The 14,710-nt window shown below is 63.4% G+C and carries 18 protein-coding genes; 15 read left to right on the forward strand and 3 right to left on the reverse strand.

Going from position 1 to position 14,710, the window contains the following annotated elements; translation table 11 throughout:
- Window positions 1-179: 179 nt before the first annotated feature.
- Window positions 180-1,682 carry a serine hydrolase domain-containing protein gene (locus tag L2Y96_RS02660; RefSeq protein WP_247331751.1) on the reverse strand — a complete coding sequence of 501 codons (1,503 nt, stop codon included), beginning with the start codon at window positions 1,680-1,682 and terminating at the stop codon, window positions 180-182.
- 246 nt (window positions 1,683-1,928) lie between these two features.
- On the opposite strand from L2Y96_RS02660, the gene L2Y96_RS02665 reads away from it, so the two are divergent.
- From L2Y96_RS02665 to L2Y96_RS02705, 9 genes are all read left to right on the forward strand, one after another.
- Window positions 1,929-2,420 carry a hypothetical protein gene (locus tag L2Y96_RS02665; protein ID WP_247331753.1) on the forward strand — a complete coding sequence of 164 codons (492 nt, stop codon included), beginning with the start codon at window positions 1,929-1,931 and terminating at the stop codon, window positions 2,418-2,420.
- Window positions 2,421-2,458: 38 nt separating this feature from the next.
- Window positions 2,459-2,911 carry a hypothetical protein gene (locus tag L2Y96_RS02670; RefSeq protein ID WP_247331755.1) on the forward strand — a complete coding sequence of 151 codons (453 nt, stop codon included), beginning with the start codon at window positions 2,459-2,461 and terminating at the stop codon, window positions 2,909-2,911.
- An 83-nt stretch (window positions 2,912-2,994) separates the two neighbouring features.
- Window positions 2,995-3,438 (forward strand): hypothetical protein, encoded by a 444-nt coding sequence (locus tag L2Y96_RS02675; protein WP_247331764.1) that lies wholly within the window; start codon window positions 2,995-2,997, stop codon window positions 3,436-3,438.
- A gap of 103 nt (window positions 3,439-3,541) precedes the next feature.
- Window positions 3,542-3,904, forward strand: coding sequence for a hypothetical protein (locus L2Y96_RS02680; RefSeq protein ID WP_247331766.1), 363 nt, complete (start codon window positions 3,542-3,544; stop codon window positions 3,902-3,904).
- A 94-nt stretch (window positions 3,905-3,998) separates the two neighbouring features.
- The gene (locus tag L2Y96_RS02685; RefSeq protein ID WP_247331775.1) at window positions 3,999-4,457 is read left to right on the forward strand and encodes an NADPH-dependent FMN reductase; all 459 of its coding nucleotides are present in this window, start codon (window positions 3,999-4,001) and stop codon (window positions 4,455-4,457) included.
- 15 nt (window positions 4,458-4,472) lie between these two features.
- On the forward strand, window positions 4,473-4,823 hold the full coding sequence (locus L2Y96_RS02690; RefSeq protein WP_247331777.1) for a hypothetical protein: 351 nt from the start codon (window positions 4,473-4,475) through the stop codon (window positions 4,821-4,823).
- Between the two features lie 133 nt (window positions 4,824-4,956).
- Complete coding sequence (locus L2Y96_RS02695) at window positions 4,957-5,412, forward strand: MarR family winged helix-turn-helix transcriptional regulator (protein ID WP_247331786.1); 456 nt, start codon at window positions 4,957-4,959, stop codon at window positions 5,410-5,412.
- Window positions 5,409-6,809, forward strand: a complete 1,401-nt coding sequence (locus tag L2Y96_RS02700; RefSeq protein WP_247331788.1) for an MFS transporter — start codon at window positions 5,409-5,411, stop codon at window positions 6,807-6,809. The genes L2Y96_RS02695 and L2Y96_RS02700 overlap by 4 nt, the downstream gene beginning before the upstream one ends.
- Before the next feature lie 12 nt (window positions 6,810-6,821).
- A complete protein-coding gene (locus L2Y96_RS02705) occupies window positions 6,822-7,373 on the forward strand; it encodes an isochorismatase family protein (protein ID WP_247331789.1) in 552 nt (183 codons plus the stop codon).
- 44 nt (window positions 7,374-7,417) lie between these two features.
- Here the strand turns inward: L2Y96_RS02705 and L2Y96_RS02710 are convergent, their stop codons facing one another.
- Window positions 7,418-8,140 (reverse strand): hypothetical protein, encoded by a 723-nt coding sequence (locus tag L2Y96_RS02710; protein ID WP_247331790.1) that lies wholly within the window; start codon window positions 8,138-8,140, stop codon window positions 7,418-7,420.
- Between the two features lie 51 nt (window positions 8,141-8,191).
- Entirely contained in the window at window positions 8,192-9,199 is a 1,008-nt protein-coding gene (locus L2Y96_RS02715; RefSeq protein ID WP_247331791.1) for an SDR family NAD(P)-dependent oxidoreductase, read from the reverse strand.
- Between the two features lie 94 nt (window positions 9,200-9,293).
- Between L2Y96_RS02715 and L2Y96_RS02720 the strand changes: the two genes are divergently transcribed.
- The 6 genes from L2Y96_RS02720 to L2Y96_RS02745 all read left to right on the forward strand — a co-directional run bounded on the left by L2Y96_RS02720 (window position 9,294) and on the right by L2Y96_RS02745 (window position 14,699).
- Window positions 9,294-10,196, forward strand: coding sequence for a LysR family transcriptional regulator (locus L2Y96_RS02720; protein ID WP_247331793.1), 903 nt, complete (start codon window positions 9,294-9,296; stop codon window positions 10,194-10,196).
- 120 nt (window positions 10,197-10,316) lie between these two features.
- Entirely contained in the window at window positions 10,317-10,913 is a 597-nt protein-coding gene (locus L2Y96_RS02725; protein WP_247331794.1) for an anthranilate synthase component II, read from the forward strand.
- A 20-nt stretch (window positions 10,914-10,933) separates the two neighbouring features.
- A complete protein-coding gene (trpD, locus tag L2Y96_RS02730; protein WP_247331795.1) occupies window positions 10,934-11,965 on the forward strand; it encodes an anthranilate phosphoribosyltransferase in 1,032 nt (343 codons plus the stop codon).
- A gap of 48 nt (window positions 11,966-12,013) precedes the next feature.
- Window positions 12,014-12,865 (forward strand): indole-3-glycerol phosphate synthase TrpC, encoded by an 852-nt coding sequence (gene trpC / locus L2Y96_RS02735; protein ID WP_247331796.1) that lies wholly within the window; start codon window positions 12,014-12,016, stop codon window positions 12,863-12,865.
- Between the two features lie 7 nt (window positions 12,866-12,872).
- Window positions 12,873-13,577, forward strand: coding sequence for a haloacid dehalogenase-like hydrolase (locus tag L2Y96_RS02740; protein ID WP_247331804.1), 705 nt, complete (start codon window positions 12,873-12,875; stop codon window positions 13,575-13,577).
- A gap of 171 nt (window positions 13,578-13,748) precedes the next feature.
- Window positions 13,749-14,699 (forward strand): bifunctional helix-turn-helix transcriptional regulator/GNAT family N-acetyltransferase, encoded by a 951-nt coding sequence (locus tag L2Y96_RS02745; RefSeq protein WP_247331806.1) that lies wholly within the window; start codon window positions 13,749-13,751, stop codon window positions 14,697-14,699.
- Window positions 14,700-14,710: the final 11 nt, after the last annotated feature.

Here is a 14,710-nt window from a genome sequence, read left to right on the forward strand (position 1 = left end):
TGAACCTTCGGACGGTGTGACGGAATAGCCGTGAGGCTAACACCGCGCGCGCAAGCTATTCGTGAGCCAGGTTCATAGGACTATCCCGATATACCGACAAATCCGTTAGGGGTTCGAGCTAACGTTCACGCCCCAAGGATTCCCGACGGAATGCCGGTCCTTGGGGCGCTGAAGCCGGATCAGTTCGTCTTTGCCATGGGAGGCGCCGGCTCTACCCTCACCAGCTTCATCGGCGGGGCCCCGTCGATCATCGTGCAGCTCGAGAAATCCGGGCTGAACTCAACCGTGACGGGCAGGGACTCGGCGCGGAAGCGCCTTGGGGACAGTGCGATCAACCGTTCGGCGACGGGGGCACCGGCGTTCGCATACAGCCCGTCCGGGCGTGCCTCGAGCACGACGTTAAGCCCACCGCCCACGAAACGCCCCGCTGCTTTGTTTAGCTGGGCGAGCGACAAGGTCTTCTCTTCGGTCGCGGGCGCTGCGAAATCTGTCCAGCCATAATCGGCGGAGATGGCGCGGACGACTTCGTTCATGAGGCGATGGCCGTCGCCGCCATTGGTCAGGATGACGACGCCATCGCCCTTACCTATGTACGCACTCATGAACGACAGGAAGCCTTTATTCACGCCATCGTGTCCGAAGCGTGGGACGCCATCCGGGTAGAGGGCGACGCCGAGACCCCAGTTGTCTTTGACCGGCGTGAGCATCTGTCGTGCCATGGCAGGGGAAAGAAGATGGCCTGTCTTCCCTGCGGCGGCTGCCTGTATATCGATCAGCATTCGGGCGAGGTCGCCGGCTGTGGACCATAGCCCCGCGGGGCCCAGTTCGGGAGCGACGAGGTAGTTCCCTTCAATGAGGTGGCCATTCTCGTGGCCGAAGGCCATGTTGGCCTTGATAGCTGCGGATGGGGGTTGATCAAAGGCGCTGTGGGCCATGCCGAGTGGGCGGAGGACCTCGCGTTGCTCCAGTTCGGGAAAGGGCACGCCGGTCACGTCGGAAAGGGCGACTTGTGTCAGTACATAACCGCCTCCGGAGTATTCGAACTGAGCGCCGGCTGGTAGCTCGCTACGCACAGGCGGACTATTGGCCGGCGGTGCGCCATCCAGGATCTGGACGGGCGTCGGTAACGGCGCGCCCGGCAGGTAGCCACCGGACCCGTGCACACCAAGTCCGGCCGTGTGGCTGAGTAACTGGCGCAGGGTCACGCCGTTGGGTGCGAGCTTCGGATCTACGGGCAGCTTCCAGGACTGGAGCGCGTCGTTGATGTTTCGATCCAGCCCGATCTTTCCTTGCTCGACCAGCCGCAGGGCCAGTAGAGCCGTGGCCACCTTGCTGATCGATGCCGCCTGGAACGCGGTCTCGGGTGTCACGGGAGCGCAGCTGGCGATGTCGCGAACGCCCCAACCACGTGCCCATTCGAGCTTGCCGTTGTGGATCACCGCGACGCTGATGCCAGGCACGTCGTAATACCGCATGCGTTCGCTCAGGCTAAAGGGCTTATCGCCCGGCTTGATCACCGGCGGCTGCAGGTGCGTTTCGACGTAGCGTGTGTGGGCATTGCTGGGACCACCCGCGGATACATCGGGGGCAGGGCAATTCCCGGGCTGGGCGAAGGCTGGGGCGGTGAGCATCCCGGCGAGCACCACCGAGCCGCGTAGCACGAGCTTTTGAACCCTTTGCATCGTCTGCTCCCTTGTTGTGCCGCGTGGGGGCAACCCCTGCAGGCAGTTATCTACTAGATGTGTAGTAGATATAGGTGGCCTTGGCATGCATGTCAACTATAGGAATAGTAGTCATGCCTGCGTGGTCAGCCGGCCCCGTAGATGCGGAGATATATATCCGGCGAGGGTCGCGGTAGCATTCGTAACCGGCAGCCGCGAGCGCCGAATGGCGAACCGGTGTAATCCGGGTTCTGGGGGGAGCGTCAAATGTTGCGAGCGTTTGCTTTACCCGTTCTGGTGTCGTTGACGTGTTTGCTTATCCAGAGCATGGCTTCCAGATCCGGCAAGATGCCTACGGGAGATCACCCGGCGTTTCGGTTTTCCAAAGTATTAGGGATCTGCCTCTCGATCAGTTTGCTCGTTCTTGCGCAAGCCAAGGTCTTGATCATGTGGCCACACGTCCATATGGAGTTGGCGGATTGGATATTCTCGATAGGCATTTCGATCGTTGGCGTAGGAACTTACGTGTACACCGACAGATACGTCCTGACCTTCTGGGATGATCGCTTGACCTACGGGACGCTTAAGATGACCAGCCTCTTCTACAAGGACATCGTCTCTGCCGACATGACCGACGTCGGCCGCGGCAACCGGATGCTCGTCATCAAGACCACGACGGGTAAGGTCAGCATCTCTGGATATCTGAGTCATATCGATGATGCCGCCAGTCTTCTTAAGACTAAGATCCGTAGGCTTTAATCGCCGCTCTGCCTGGCAATCCGACGCCGGAATTGACGATGATTTTCTTCAAGGTCGGGCCCACCGCCGATCCTGTTCTTGGGCGAGGTCTTGTGTATCGCTATGACGAATATTCATTCGATACGCTGCTGTCTGAAGGATTCACATCGGTCTTGATAAACGACCTGAATGTGGAGATGAATGCTTCGAACTGCGTTGTAGGGGTATGGGGGGTGTGTCCGCATACGCGCTGGATAGATCGCGACCTGACGCCGCCCGCTGCTGAGGGGGCGTCACTGGTCGTGAGCAGTGATAGACCCTTTGAGCGCGGTGTATCAGTCCGCCTTAACCAGGGGAAGAACTTTCCCGTATACGTCGACCGCAGCCTGGGTTGGGTTCAGGTGAAGGGAGATCTTTCCCCTTCCGCGGCGGTGATGATTTTCCCGGGCCTGATCTTCGAGCTGACTTGCGATGGGCGCTTCGCTTCGCTCTGGCTCAAATTGGCACCGTGAGGATGGCGTGGTAGCGGGCGGCGAGTGCATTGCAGAGCCGTAATCCGACGATCATTTCGGCTGTTCGAATAGAGAGAGGCGCGGTGAACAATCAGACCCTAAAGGCTAGCTTCGTCGGACGCGTGACGACGATCGTGGTAACGCTCGCTGTCGTGGCCGCGACGGCCTGGATGAGTCGTATGGCTTGGTATGCGACCGGGGAGCAGCAATATCTCGGATCGATCGTTGCATCTTCCATGTCTATCCTCACCGTGATCTTCATCTCAATGTCCATAAGCGTTCTGAGCATTCGTCTCACGGATGATCGGATGCAAAGGCGCGTATTGATTTCATCGAGGGGAGTTCTAGCGAAGCAGTCGTTGGGATGGGACGAGGTGCTTGAGGTTTCCTATCGCCAGATGACCTTTCGTCTCTCTGGGGGCGGAAAGGGCGCAAAAGCCTTTCCGATCAATATTGGGTACTTCGGTGACCGGCGTATGGTTGCCCGGTTCATTGAATCCAAGGTGGGGGACAAGTTCCGTCGTTGAAATCGAGCCGATTACCATGGCTTCGTGGCGGATTTCTGTTCGTCACTGTGATGGTAGGGATCAATCGTCGGCGTGGAGTCGTCTGGTCTTAAGAGGGGTGGGAATGACTATTTTTAAGAAGCGTATCGCATTCATAGCTATTTCCACGCTTCTTGTGACGTCCGCGGCGCTTCCACAAGGTGTCGTGGCGCAAGAGGAAAGTCTGCGAGCAGGCGACATCAAGGCGGGGTATGTGGCATGCGAGAAGTTTTCCTACTTCATTGGGAGGCTAAGACCTGATGGCGACCTGGGAAGATTCCTGTCGGATATCAACAATTACAAAGTAAAGATTAAATCTGATCGCGATGGCTATGTGGTCGAATTTCAGCCAGTGCCTTATGAGGGCGCGCTGCTGAACGGGGGCGGCGCTCTCTACCATGTTGACGGCACGAGCTTCGAGGTAACCAGCGAAAAGCACTACAAATAGATCGGTTATAGTGACGCCTTCCCCTTTTTTGAGACATGCGATGCGCTGCTTCGCACTCTGCGGTAGCCTTCGCCGCGACTCGTACAATGCCGCCTTGCTGCGCGCGATCCGTATGCTGGCACCGGATGGTTGGGAGATAGACATCTTCGAGCGGATGGGTGAGCTACCTTTGTTCAATCCCGATATCGAAATGGACGCGCCGCCGGTCGTGCGCCATTTCCATGCGAGGGTCGATGCTTGCGACGTGCTTATCATCGCGAGCCCCGAGTATGCGCATGGCGTAACCGGGACGATCAAGAATGCTCTGGATTGGCTGGTCGGCTTTGAGCCGTTCGCTGGAAAACCGGTGGCGGTACTGAACGCGTCGCCCCGTGCGACGCATGCCGACGAGGCGCTGAAGGAAACTCTGCGCACGATGGCCGCCCAGGTGCTCGACGAGGCATCCATCACCCTTCCCATTCTGGGCTCGGGGCTCGACGATACGGGTATAGCGATGTCACAGCCCCTGGCAAGCCAAATCCGCGGCATGTTCGATAGTCTTTTCGCCAGATAGCCGACAGAGGACTCAATGCATCGCAACCTGATGGTTTTCTACTCGGCGAATTCATCGCTGGCAGGTCTGGTGGCCTGCATGCTGTACCCGGCCTTCTGGCAGGTACTGGTCGTGGTCGCCATGTCGGTTGGTATTACGGTGACTACGATCAATCCAGGTCATCGAAAAATGTACCTGGCTTGGCTCGGAGGGCTCGGCGCGACGTCGGGACTGGTCGCTGCGGTGTTTGGAAAGCACGGGAACAGCTTGTCAGCGACGGGTTCAGTCATCGGATTGCTCCTCGGACTCACGGCTGTCGGTGTCGCCTTCCATATTTTTCGTGCGGAATCTGCCGGGCCGCAGGGCCAGGGAGCCCAAGGCGAGTAGCGCACCGTCAAGGCGGACTTTTACTGGCGGGCGATAGGTGCGCTTGAAAACGTTCGTGCAAGCGCAGGAACTTTCGAAGCCAAACTTGGAAGTTTGCCTTGTAATCGTCACGGGCGGTCCCTAAATTGGGTTCATGCCCAAGCACACCCCGTCGCCCGTAGACGTCGCCGCCAGTGATCTCCTCACGGCCTGCGGCCTGCTCGTACGCCGCGTGCGTGCGGAATCCAACAATCTCGGCCTGACCTGGTCGCAGGCGGCCGTGCTTGGCCGGCTGGAGATGAGTGGGCCGATGTCCACGGCTGATCTGGCCCGGGCCGAGGCGGTGAAGCCGCAGTCGATGGGCGTCACGCTCGCGACCATGGAGCAGGATGGGTTGCTTGCGCGTGAGCCACACCCGTCCGATGGGCGGCAGTTTCTTTACGGCCTGACGGCCGACGGCATGGAAGCGCGGCGTCGCGTGAAAGAGGCGAAGCACGCCTGGCTGGCGGAGGCGATCTCGCGGCTCTCTTCGCATGATCGCGATGACCTCGCGGTTGCGGCGCGTGTCATTCGCAACCTGGCGGAAGTGAGCACACAGGACGCACCGTGAGCGGTAACCCCGAAGATCATGCCGCGGCTGCCAAGCCGTTCGGGTTTCGTTTCCTCCTGCCCATTGCGCTAGGTTCCTGCCTCAACCCGATTAACTCGACGATGATCGCCACCGCGCTGGTGCCGATCGCGACGGAGTTCCATGCCGGCGTGGCGCAGACGGGCTGGCTGATCGCTGCGTTGTACCTGTGTTGCGCGGTGGCCCAGCCGACGTTGGGACGTCTTGCCGATCTGCTTGGTGCGCGCCGTGTCTACGTGGCTTCGTTGGTCATGGTGATGATCGCGGGGCTCGCTGGCCGCGTGGCGCCTTCGCTGGGTTGGCTGGTGGTGGTTCGCGTGCTGCTGGGTATCGGCACCTCGGGCGCCTATCCCTCTGCGATGCGCTTGTTTCGCGAGCGCGCGGATGCCACAGGCAGCCCGCCGCCTCGCACGGCAATGGGCCTGCTTTCGCTGATGGGCGTGGCAACGGCCGCCGTGGGTCCGGTGCTCGGCGGCGTGCTGACGGGGATGTTCGGCTGGCATGCAATCTTTACGGTGAACGTCCCGCTGGCGCTGATCACACTGGTACTCGTGCTTGCGTGGATTCCAAGGGACCCGCCGCGCCGTGTGCGTCGTTCGCTTTGGCAAGAACTCGATCTGCCGGGTATCGCGCTTTTTTCCGGCGCCTTGCTGTCGGTGATGGTGTTCCTGCTGGATATCGAGCATCCGCAATGGATAGCGTTGCCGATCGCTGCGGTTCTCGGCGCATTGATGGTGTGGCACTCGTTGCGTCGCGCGGATCCCTTCATTGATCTGCGCATGCTTGCGAAGAACATGCCGCTGAGCGTGACTTACTTGCGCGCGGCCATCGCATTTACTGTCGTCTACTGCATCTTCTACGGGTTCGCCCAATGGGTGGAGGGCGCTGGTGGCTATTCGGCCGCGCAGGCCGGTATAGCGACCGTGCCGCTTTCGCTGCTTGCAGGCGTGTCGTCGATGCTTGGTGCGCGTACGCGAGGCCTGCGTGGGCCGTTCCTTTTCGCCTTCAGCTGCTCAATCGTCGGCGCCGTGGCTTTGCTCTGCATTCACTCGGCCTCGCCGTTGTGGCTGATGGCGGCCGCCGTCGCGCTGTTTGGTATTCCACAGGGTCTCGTATCGGTTACGACACAGGCTGCCGTCTACATGCAGGCGCCAGCCGAGCAGCTCGGCGCAGCGTCGGGCCTGCAACGCACCTTTTCGTACATTGGTGCCATGGCTGCCACCGTCGTGATCGGCGTGTGCTACGGCCATCGCCCCACGGACCAGAGCCTGCATTCGCTGGCGATCGGCATGGCCGTGATGTCCGGCCTGCTGCTCGTCGCCACGCTTTTCGATCGCACGCTGCCGCGTGCGGATGATGTTTCCAAACCCCACTCCTGAAGGAGCTTTCCCATGGCACTTACCCAACTCGATGCGAACGCCGCGCTGATCGTGATCGATCTGCAGCACGGCATCATCAACCTCCCGCTCGCGTCGGCTGCCGATCCCGTGGTGGAGAAGGCTGCGAAGATCGCCCGTGCGTTCCGCCAGAGCGGCCGCCACGTGGTGCTGGTGAACGTCGATGCCGGCGCCCCGGGCCGTACCGATACCGGTGTGGCTCAGGTGCCGCACGATGCGTCGTTCAAGGAATTCGACCCGCGCCTGGAGCGTGCGGAGACTGACCACGTGGTGACGAAGAAGCGTTGGGGTGCGTTCCAGACCACCGACCTCGACCGTTGGCTGCGTAGCGTCAACGTGGAGCAGGTGGTGATCCTGGGTATCGCCACCAGCATCGGCTGCGAATCCACCGCGCGTTTCGCCAGCGAGCTCGGCTACAACGTGGTGCTCGTCACCGACGCCATGGCCGACCTCAAGGCAGACGCACACGAAAACAGCCTGAAGAACATCTTCCCGCGTCTGGGTGAAACCACGACGACCGAAGAGCTCCTCGCAAAGATCGGCTAAAGCTGTTGTAGGAGCGCGCTTGCGCGCTCCTACAGGGTCGATCGTCAGGTGTGGTGGGTGTCGTCATCCGTGGCGAGCCCACCACCGATGCCGATGCCGGCCCCAGCGGCCATGCCGCCGCCGAAGCCGCCGCCCATACCACCGCCGCCACCGCCGGCCCCTTTGCCGCCTCCACCACCGCCAGCACCACCGCCGTCGCCCTTATTTCCGCCACCCTTGCCGCCCTGAGCCGAGACGCGAGCCGGGCCCTGCTTAGGAATAGCGACACTACGCGGAATGGGATCGAGGTCGAGCACCTCGCGGATGAAGTCGCGCAGCGATACCACCAGCTCGTCGGTGTGCACCGTGCGCCCCGCCACCAATTCGTTCGCGGCGTGCGCCGCCAGCTCCACCTGCTTCTCCGTGCCAAGCAGCACGATGTCAGAAAGCGCGGCCTCCACGGCATCCCGCACCCGTCGCGCGCGGTCGTTACCGGTAGCCGCCGCGAGCAAAAGCGCCGCGGCAGGATCGGCTTCGCCCTGCTCACGCAACTGCCGCAAATGCGTCGGATCCACCGCCAGGTTGCCGGTGAACGAACCACCCAGCGTCTTGTACGCCGAGATCAACGTCCGCAACCGCTCGTTGATCTGCCGGTTCGCCCGCTCCCTTCGCTGCTGCACCACCTGCATCGCCAGCAAGCGGATACCGACGCCGATGAGCGTGATGAGCGCCAGCCCCAGGAAGGTGGAGAGCAGGGTCTGCCAGGAGCTGAAGTCGAGGTTGCGCATGGCGGGCATCCTGTCGGCTGTGTCGCGAAAGGGGTGTGAGCCCCGACCGTACTATTTCCGCGCAACGTGCGTCGGGAGGCAACCCAATCCAGCCAGCGTGTGCTCGACGGCTTCATCCAGCGGGGTGTGTGGCTCGGTCCCGAGCGTGCGTACCAGCACTTCATTCGACATCCGCACCGGCGTCTTCCACAGGTAACGCATCTCCAGCAGTTCCTTGATCGTCGGCTGGAACGGCGCGATCAGCGGCATCGCCCACCAGGGAAACGGTTTGATGGCGGCCTGCTGGCCGTGCCGCGCGGCGACGCGCTGGATAGCGTTGACCATCTCAGTACCGTCCTCGTCCCAGTGGCCGGCCATGTTGACGCTGCAGAAGGCGGGGAGGGTATCCCGGCGCTCGAGCAGGGCGAGCATGGTGCGCGCCACGTCCGGGAGGTACGCCCATTGGTGGCCGACGCCGCGGCTTGAAGGCGTACGTATCGTGGTCACCGGTTTGCCTGGTACGACGAGGCCCTGCGAGAACCAACTGCTACCAGCGCGCGGGCCGAAGAAGTCGCCGGCCCTGACGACGATGGCGCGGGCGCCGCGCATCGTGGCGTCGCGCAGGCGCTTTTCCAGTTCGGCACGGATGGCGCCTTTGCGGGTGACGGGGTTCTGGGGCGAGTCCTCGTGCAAAACCGGGAAGGCGTCCGGTCCGAAGTTGTAGACGGTACCCGGCAGCACGACGGTCGCGCGCTGGGCGATCGCGGCGGCAATGGTGTTGTCGAGCATAGGTAGCACCGTGCCTGCCCAGTTCCGGTAGCCGGGCGGGTTCACGGCATGGACGATGACCGCGCAGCCTTCGGCAGCTGCGGCCACATCGCTTGCGTGCATGGCATCGCCGGCGATCCAGTGGATGCCTTCGGCGCCCGCCGCTTGCGCGGCCTCGGCGGGCGGGCGGCGGGTGAGCGCGCGTACCGTCCAGCCAGAAGCGAGCAACTGGCGGGTGACCTCACCACCGATACCACCGGTGGCGCCAAGGACGAGGGCGGTCTTCGCGCGGGTTTCTTCATCGAGGCTCATGGGTGCGGTTCCGGCTTCAGGGTGGAACACAGTGTCGAGGCCACCTCGATGCAAAGGAATTGGCGATCACAGCCCATCAGCTATACATTTACGTATGGCTACCGACCTCAGCTGGGAGCTCTACCGAACCTTCCTCGCGGTCTCCCGCGAGGGCTCGCTGTCGGGCGCGGCCCGGCGCCTCGGGATTACCCAGCCCACCGTGGGCCGGCACGTCGACCAGCTTGAAGTCGCGTTTGGCCAACGCCTGTTCACGCGAACGCAGACAGGGCTGAAGCCAACCGATGCGGCTCTCGTGTTGCACGGCCACGCCGAAGCGATGGAGCGGGTAGCGGCCGCGCTCGAGCGCGCCGGCACCGGCTACCGCGAGGGTGAGGTAAGCGGGACCGTTCGCGTCTCTGCGAGCGAAGTGGTCAGCATGGAGGTGCTGCCGCCCGCCATTGCCGAACTACGCAAGCACTATCCAGCCCTGCGCATCGAAATGGTGGCGACCAACGCCGTCCAGGATCTGCTCCAGCGCGAGGTGGATATCGCGGTGCGGATGGCCCCGCCCAAGCAGGACGTTCTGGTGGCACGCCATGTCGGCAGCGTGGATATCGGCCTGTTCGCCCACGAGGACTATCTGGCCCGCGCCGGCACGCCGATGCGCGACGACGACCTCGCCGACCACGCCCTGATCGGCTACGACCACGAAACCCCGTTCCTCCGCGAAGCCAGCAAGGCCTGGCCCCGCTGGCGCCGCGAGGCATTCGCGTTCCGCTCGGATAGCGATCTGGTCCAGATGGCACTCATCCGCGCCGGTGCGGGTATCGGCGGCTGCCAGGTGGCCCTGGCCCGCCGTGACGCGCGCCTCAAGCGCGTGCTGCCCCACATCGGCTTCCCCCTGGAAACGTGGATCGCCATGCATGGCGATCTCCGCACCAGCCGCCGCCACAAGGTGGTCTTCGACGCCCTGGCCGCCTGCCTGCAGGCCCATGCGCGCCCGGTGCCGCAGGCGTGAACCCCGGCCGCACCCTTGGCATACAATGGCCAACTACCCCCGGGCCGCGCTTCCCCTTCATGGCGCAACCCGAGGGGCGCCCGCAAGGCACCCACGCCAATCCAACGATTTAGGCCGCCCATGCTCCTGATGATCGATAACTACGACTCGTTCACCTTCAACCTCGTGCAGTACCTCGGCGAGCTGGGGCAGGAAGTGAAGGTGGTCCGCAACGATGCGCTGACCGTGGCGGATATCCGCGCGCTGAAGCCTTCGCGGATCATGATTTCCCCGGGGCCGGGCACGCCCGATGATTCGGGCGTCTCCATCGACATCCTCAAGGAACTGGCTGGCGAGCTGCCCATCTTCGGCGTTTGCCTCGGTCACCAGGCCATCGGCCAGGTATTCGGCGGCAAGGTCATCCGGGCGCGCGAGATCATGCACGGCAAGACCTCGCCGGTGAAGCACCTGGGCAAGGGCGTCTTCGCCGGCCTGCCCAACCCGTTCGAAGCCACCCGCTACCACTCGCTGGTGGTCGAAAAGGATTCGGTGCCGGATTGCCTGGAAGTCACCGCGTGGACCGAGCGCGAGGATGGCTCCATCGACGAGATCATGGGCCTGCGTCACCGCACGCTCGATATCGAAGGCGTGCAGTTCCATCCGGAATCCATCCTCACCCAGCATGGCCACGACTTGCTGCGTAACTTCCTTGGCATGCCGTTGCCGCCTGCCGCCTGATCCACCGCCCGGGACGTTCCATGCCGATTACCCCCTCCGAGGCGCTTCAGCGCACCATCGAACACCGCGAGATCTTCCATGACGAGATGATCGAGCTGATGCACCAGATCATGCGCGGCGATGTCAGCCCGCTCATGACCGCTGCGATCCTTACCGGCCTGCGGGTGAAGAAGGAAACGGTCGGCGAGATCACAGGCGCGGCGCGCGTCATGCGCGACCTGTCGGCGAAGGTGGAGGCGAGCCCGCACCCGCATTTCGTCGATATCGTCGGGACCGGCGGTGACGGTGCGTCGTCATTCAATATTTCCACGGCATCGATGTTCGTGGCCGCGGCCGCTGGTGCGCGTGTCGCCAAGCACGGTGGCCGCAGCGTGTCCTCCAAATCCGGCAGCGCCGATGTGCTTGAGGCGCTGGGCGCCCGGATCGAGCTGCTCCCGGCCCAGGTGGCCGTGTGCATGGACGAAGTCGATATCGGCTTCATGTTCGCGCCGAACCACCACCCGGCCATGAAGGTGGTCTCGCCGGTGCGCCGCGAAATGGGCGTCCGTACCATCTTCAACATCCTCGGCCCGCTGACCAATCCGGCTGGTGCCCAGAACATTCTCATGGGTGTGTTCCATCCGGATTTGGTGGGTATCCAGGTGCGTGTACTCCAGGCGCTGGGCGCGAACCACGCCATGGTGGTCTGGGGTCGCGATGGGATGGACGAGATTTCCCTTGGCGCAGCCACGCTCGTGGGCGAGCTGCGTAACGGCAAGGTCACCGAATACGAGATCGAGCCGGAGGATTTTGGCCTTTCCATGGCCTCCAGCCGTAACCTGCGCGTCGAGAACGTGGAAGAATCGAAGGCCATGCTGCTGGATGCCATTTCCGGCGTGCCGGGCGTGGCCCATGACATTGTCTGCCTGAACGCGGGCGCGGCCCTGTACACGGCCGATGTGGCGCCCAGCATCCAGGCGGGTATCGATCTGGCGCGGGCGACCATCGCAAGTGGCGCGGCTCGTGCCAAAATCGACACGTTCGTGGCCGCGACGCAGCGGCTCGGCGCCTGATATCGTCGGGTTACCCCACCCCCGGCCTTACCCTAGGAAGCGACACCGATGCCCGACATCCTCCACCGTATCCTCGACCGCAAGGTAGAAGAGATCGCCGAGCGCAGCCGCAAGCGCACGATGGACGACCTTGCCGCGCAGATCGCCGATCTCGGGGAAACCCGCGGCTTCGTCGCCGCGATCGATGCGCGCCTGTACGAGAACAAGCCTGCAGTTATCGCCGAGGTGAAGAAGGCCAGTCCGTCGAAGGGGCTTATCCGTCCCGATTTCGATCCGGCCGCCATCGCCCGCAGCTACGAAGCCGGCGGCGCCACGTGCCTCTCCGTACTCACCGACGCTGATTTCTTCCAGGGCCACGAGGATTACCTCCGCCAGGCCCGCGAAGCATGCAACCTGCCGATCCTGCGCAAGGATTTCATCATCGATGAGTACCAGGTGTACGAAGCCCGTGTGATCGGCGCCGATTGCATCCTGCTCATCGTGTCGGCGTTCGGTTCCAAGGAAAGCGACGGCGACATCATCTACGACGAGAGCCGCCTCACCGAGCTTTCGCTTCTCGCCGCCGAGCTCGATCTCGACGTGCTGGTGGAAGTGCATAACGAAGAAGAACTCGAGATTGCACTCGGTATGCCGGCGCCCCTGATCGGCGTGAACAACCGCAACCTGCGCACCTTCGAAACCTCGCTCGGCACGTCGCTGAAGCTGAAGGATCGCGTGGGCCCGGATACCGCGATCGTCGCGGAGTCGGGCATCCACACGCCGGAGGATGTGCGTACGCTGCGCGAGAAGGGTATCCATACCTTCCTTGTCGGCGAGGCGTTCATGCGCGCTGCCGATCCGGGCGCTGAGCTGCAGAAGTTGTTCGGCGTCCACGCACCGACCCACCCGCACAAACACTGAGCAAGACATGGAACAGGGGCATGAGCCGGAGGTGGCTGCCACCTCCGCCGACGCACGACGCGTCGTGTTGTTCGATTTCGATGGCGTGATCGTGCGCCACCAGACGCTGGAGCTGTTCTTCCGCGAACGCCTCGCGGGGTTCGGTCGCTGGCGCCTGTTGCTGGGGTTGCCCTGGCTGCCGCTGGTCCCGTTCATGCGCGGCAGTGCCGCTGGGTCGCGGATCCTCGGCCGCGTCTTCCTTCGCGTCGTGACGTTCGGGCGAAGTGAGGCGTCCTACAAGCGGCTGCTCACCGAGTTCGGCCGTGCTTATGCCCGCCGCCCTGGCGTGTTCGTACGCGATGGCGTGGCGACGCTGCGCCGGCATGTCGAGGCGGGCGATCGCGTGCTCATCGTCACCGGCAACGACGGCACCCTCGTGCAGACCATTCTTGATGAGGTGAACCTCCAGGGCGCCGAGCTTCTGGCTTCGAAGGTGCGCGGCGGGTTGTTCGGCGTGCACTTCACCCAGCACAACGTCGACGGCATGAAGGTGAAGGCCGTCGAGCGCGCGGGTATCCCGCGGCCCTGGGCGGTGGCCTACGGGGATTCCACCTCGGACCTCGCCATGCTGAAGGCGGCCGAAGCGGCGAAGCTCGTCAACCCAAGCCCGAAGACGCTGAAAAAGATGCGTAAGCCTTTGGGTGAGAAGCTCGAGGTCCTCGGCTGGTACTGAGGTAACCGGGATCGCGCAAATGCGCACCCACACGAAACCTGCCTTGCCCTTGTAGGGGCGCGCTTGCGCGCGCTCCCCTCAATGTTCCACATGCTGCAATGTCGCTTGCACGCCCCGGCCCGCGAACGCTAGCCTCACTTTCTGCACCCCGTCCCCCTTCATGGATGTCCGATGTACCTGTCTTCCCTGCGTGAGCTCGCCATTGGCAGCCGCCTCAAAGCGCTGAGCGACTACTTCTACCAGGCGGTGGACGAGGTTTACCGCGCGAGTGGGGCGGGCATCGAATCGCGCTGGTTCCCGGTCATGCGCTTCCTGCGCGACGTGGGCCCCACGACGGTCACCGAAGTGGCTACCGCCATCGGGCAGACGCACTCCGCGGTCAGCCAGCTGGCCGACCGCCTCGTGGAGGCCGGGATGGTGGTTCGCCAACGTGACCCGGCTGATGGCCGGCGCAGCGTGCTGGCGCTCACCGATGCGGGCGAGCGGGCGCTGGGCGCCCTCGGCCCGGTGTGGCTGGCGCTACGCCGTGGCATGGCGGAATCCATGGGCCCGCGCATGCTTGATCTGCTCGACGCCATCGATGGCTGCGAGCAGGCCCTTGAAGCCAAACCGCTGGTTGCCGCCGTCATCGAGCAGCGTGCCGCGCTGTCGCGTGAAGGCGTGCAGGTGGTGCCGTGGGATATGGCTTACGCCGATCACTTCCGCCGGCTCAACCAGCAGTGGCTGGAGCGGCACTTCCGCGTGGAAGACGTGGATCGCGAGCTGTTCGCCGAGCCCGAACGCCTGGTGATCCAGCCGGGTGGGGCCATTTTCTTCGCGCTCTACGCGGGCGAGGTCATCGGCACCTGCGCGCTGCTGCACGAAGGCGAGGGCGTGTACGAGCTGTCGAAGATGGGTGTGGACGAGAACTTCCGCGGCCTCGGTGCCGGGCGCCTGCTGCTGGATGCTGCGATCGCGGCGTTCCGCGAGCGGGGCGGCACGCGTCTGTTCCTCGAATCCAACAGCCGCCTCGGCCGGGCACTCGGGATGTACGAGCGCGCGGGTTTCGTCCGCCAACACGCCATCCGCCCGGGCTCGCACTACGAGCGGGCGGATGTGTACATGGTGTTCCAGACCCCCTGAGGGGTCTGGGC

The sequence above is a fragment of the Luteibacter aegosomaticola genome, assembly GCF_023078475.1.
GTDB lineage: Bacteria > Pseudomonadota > Gammaproteobacteria > Xanthomonadales > Rhodanobacteraceae > Luteibacter > Luteibacter aegosomaticola.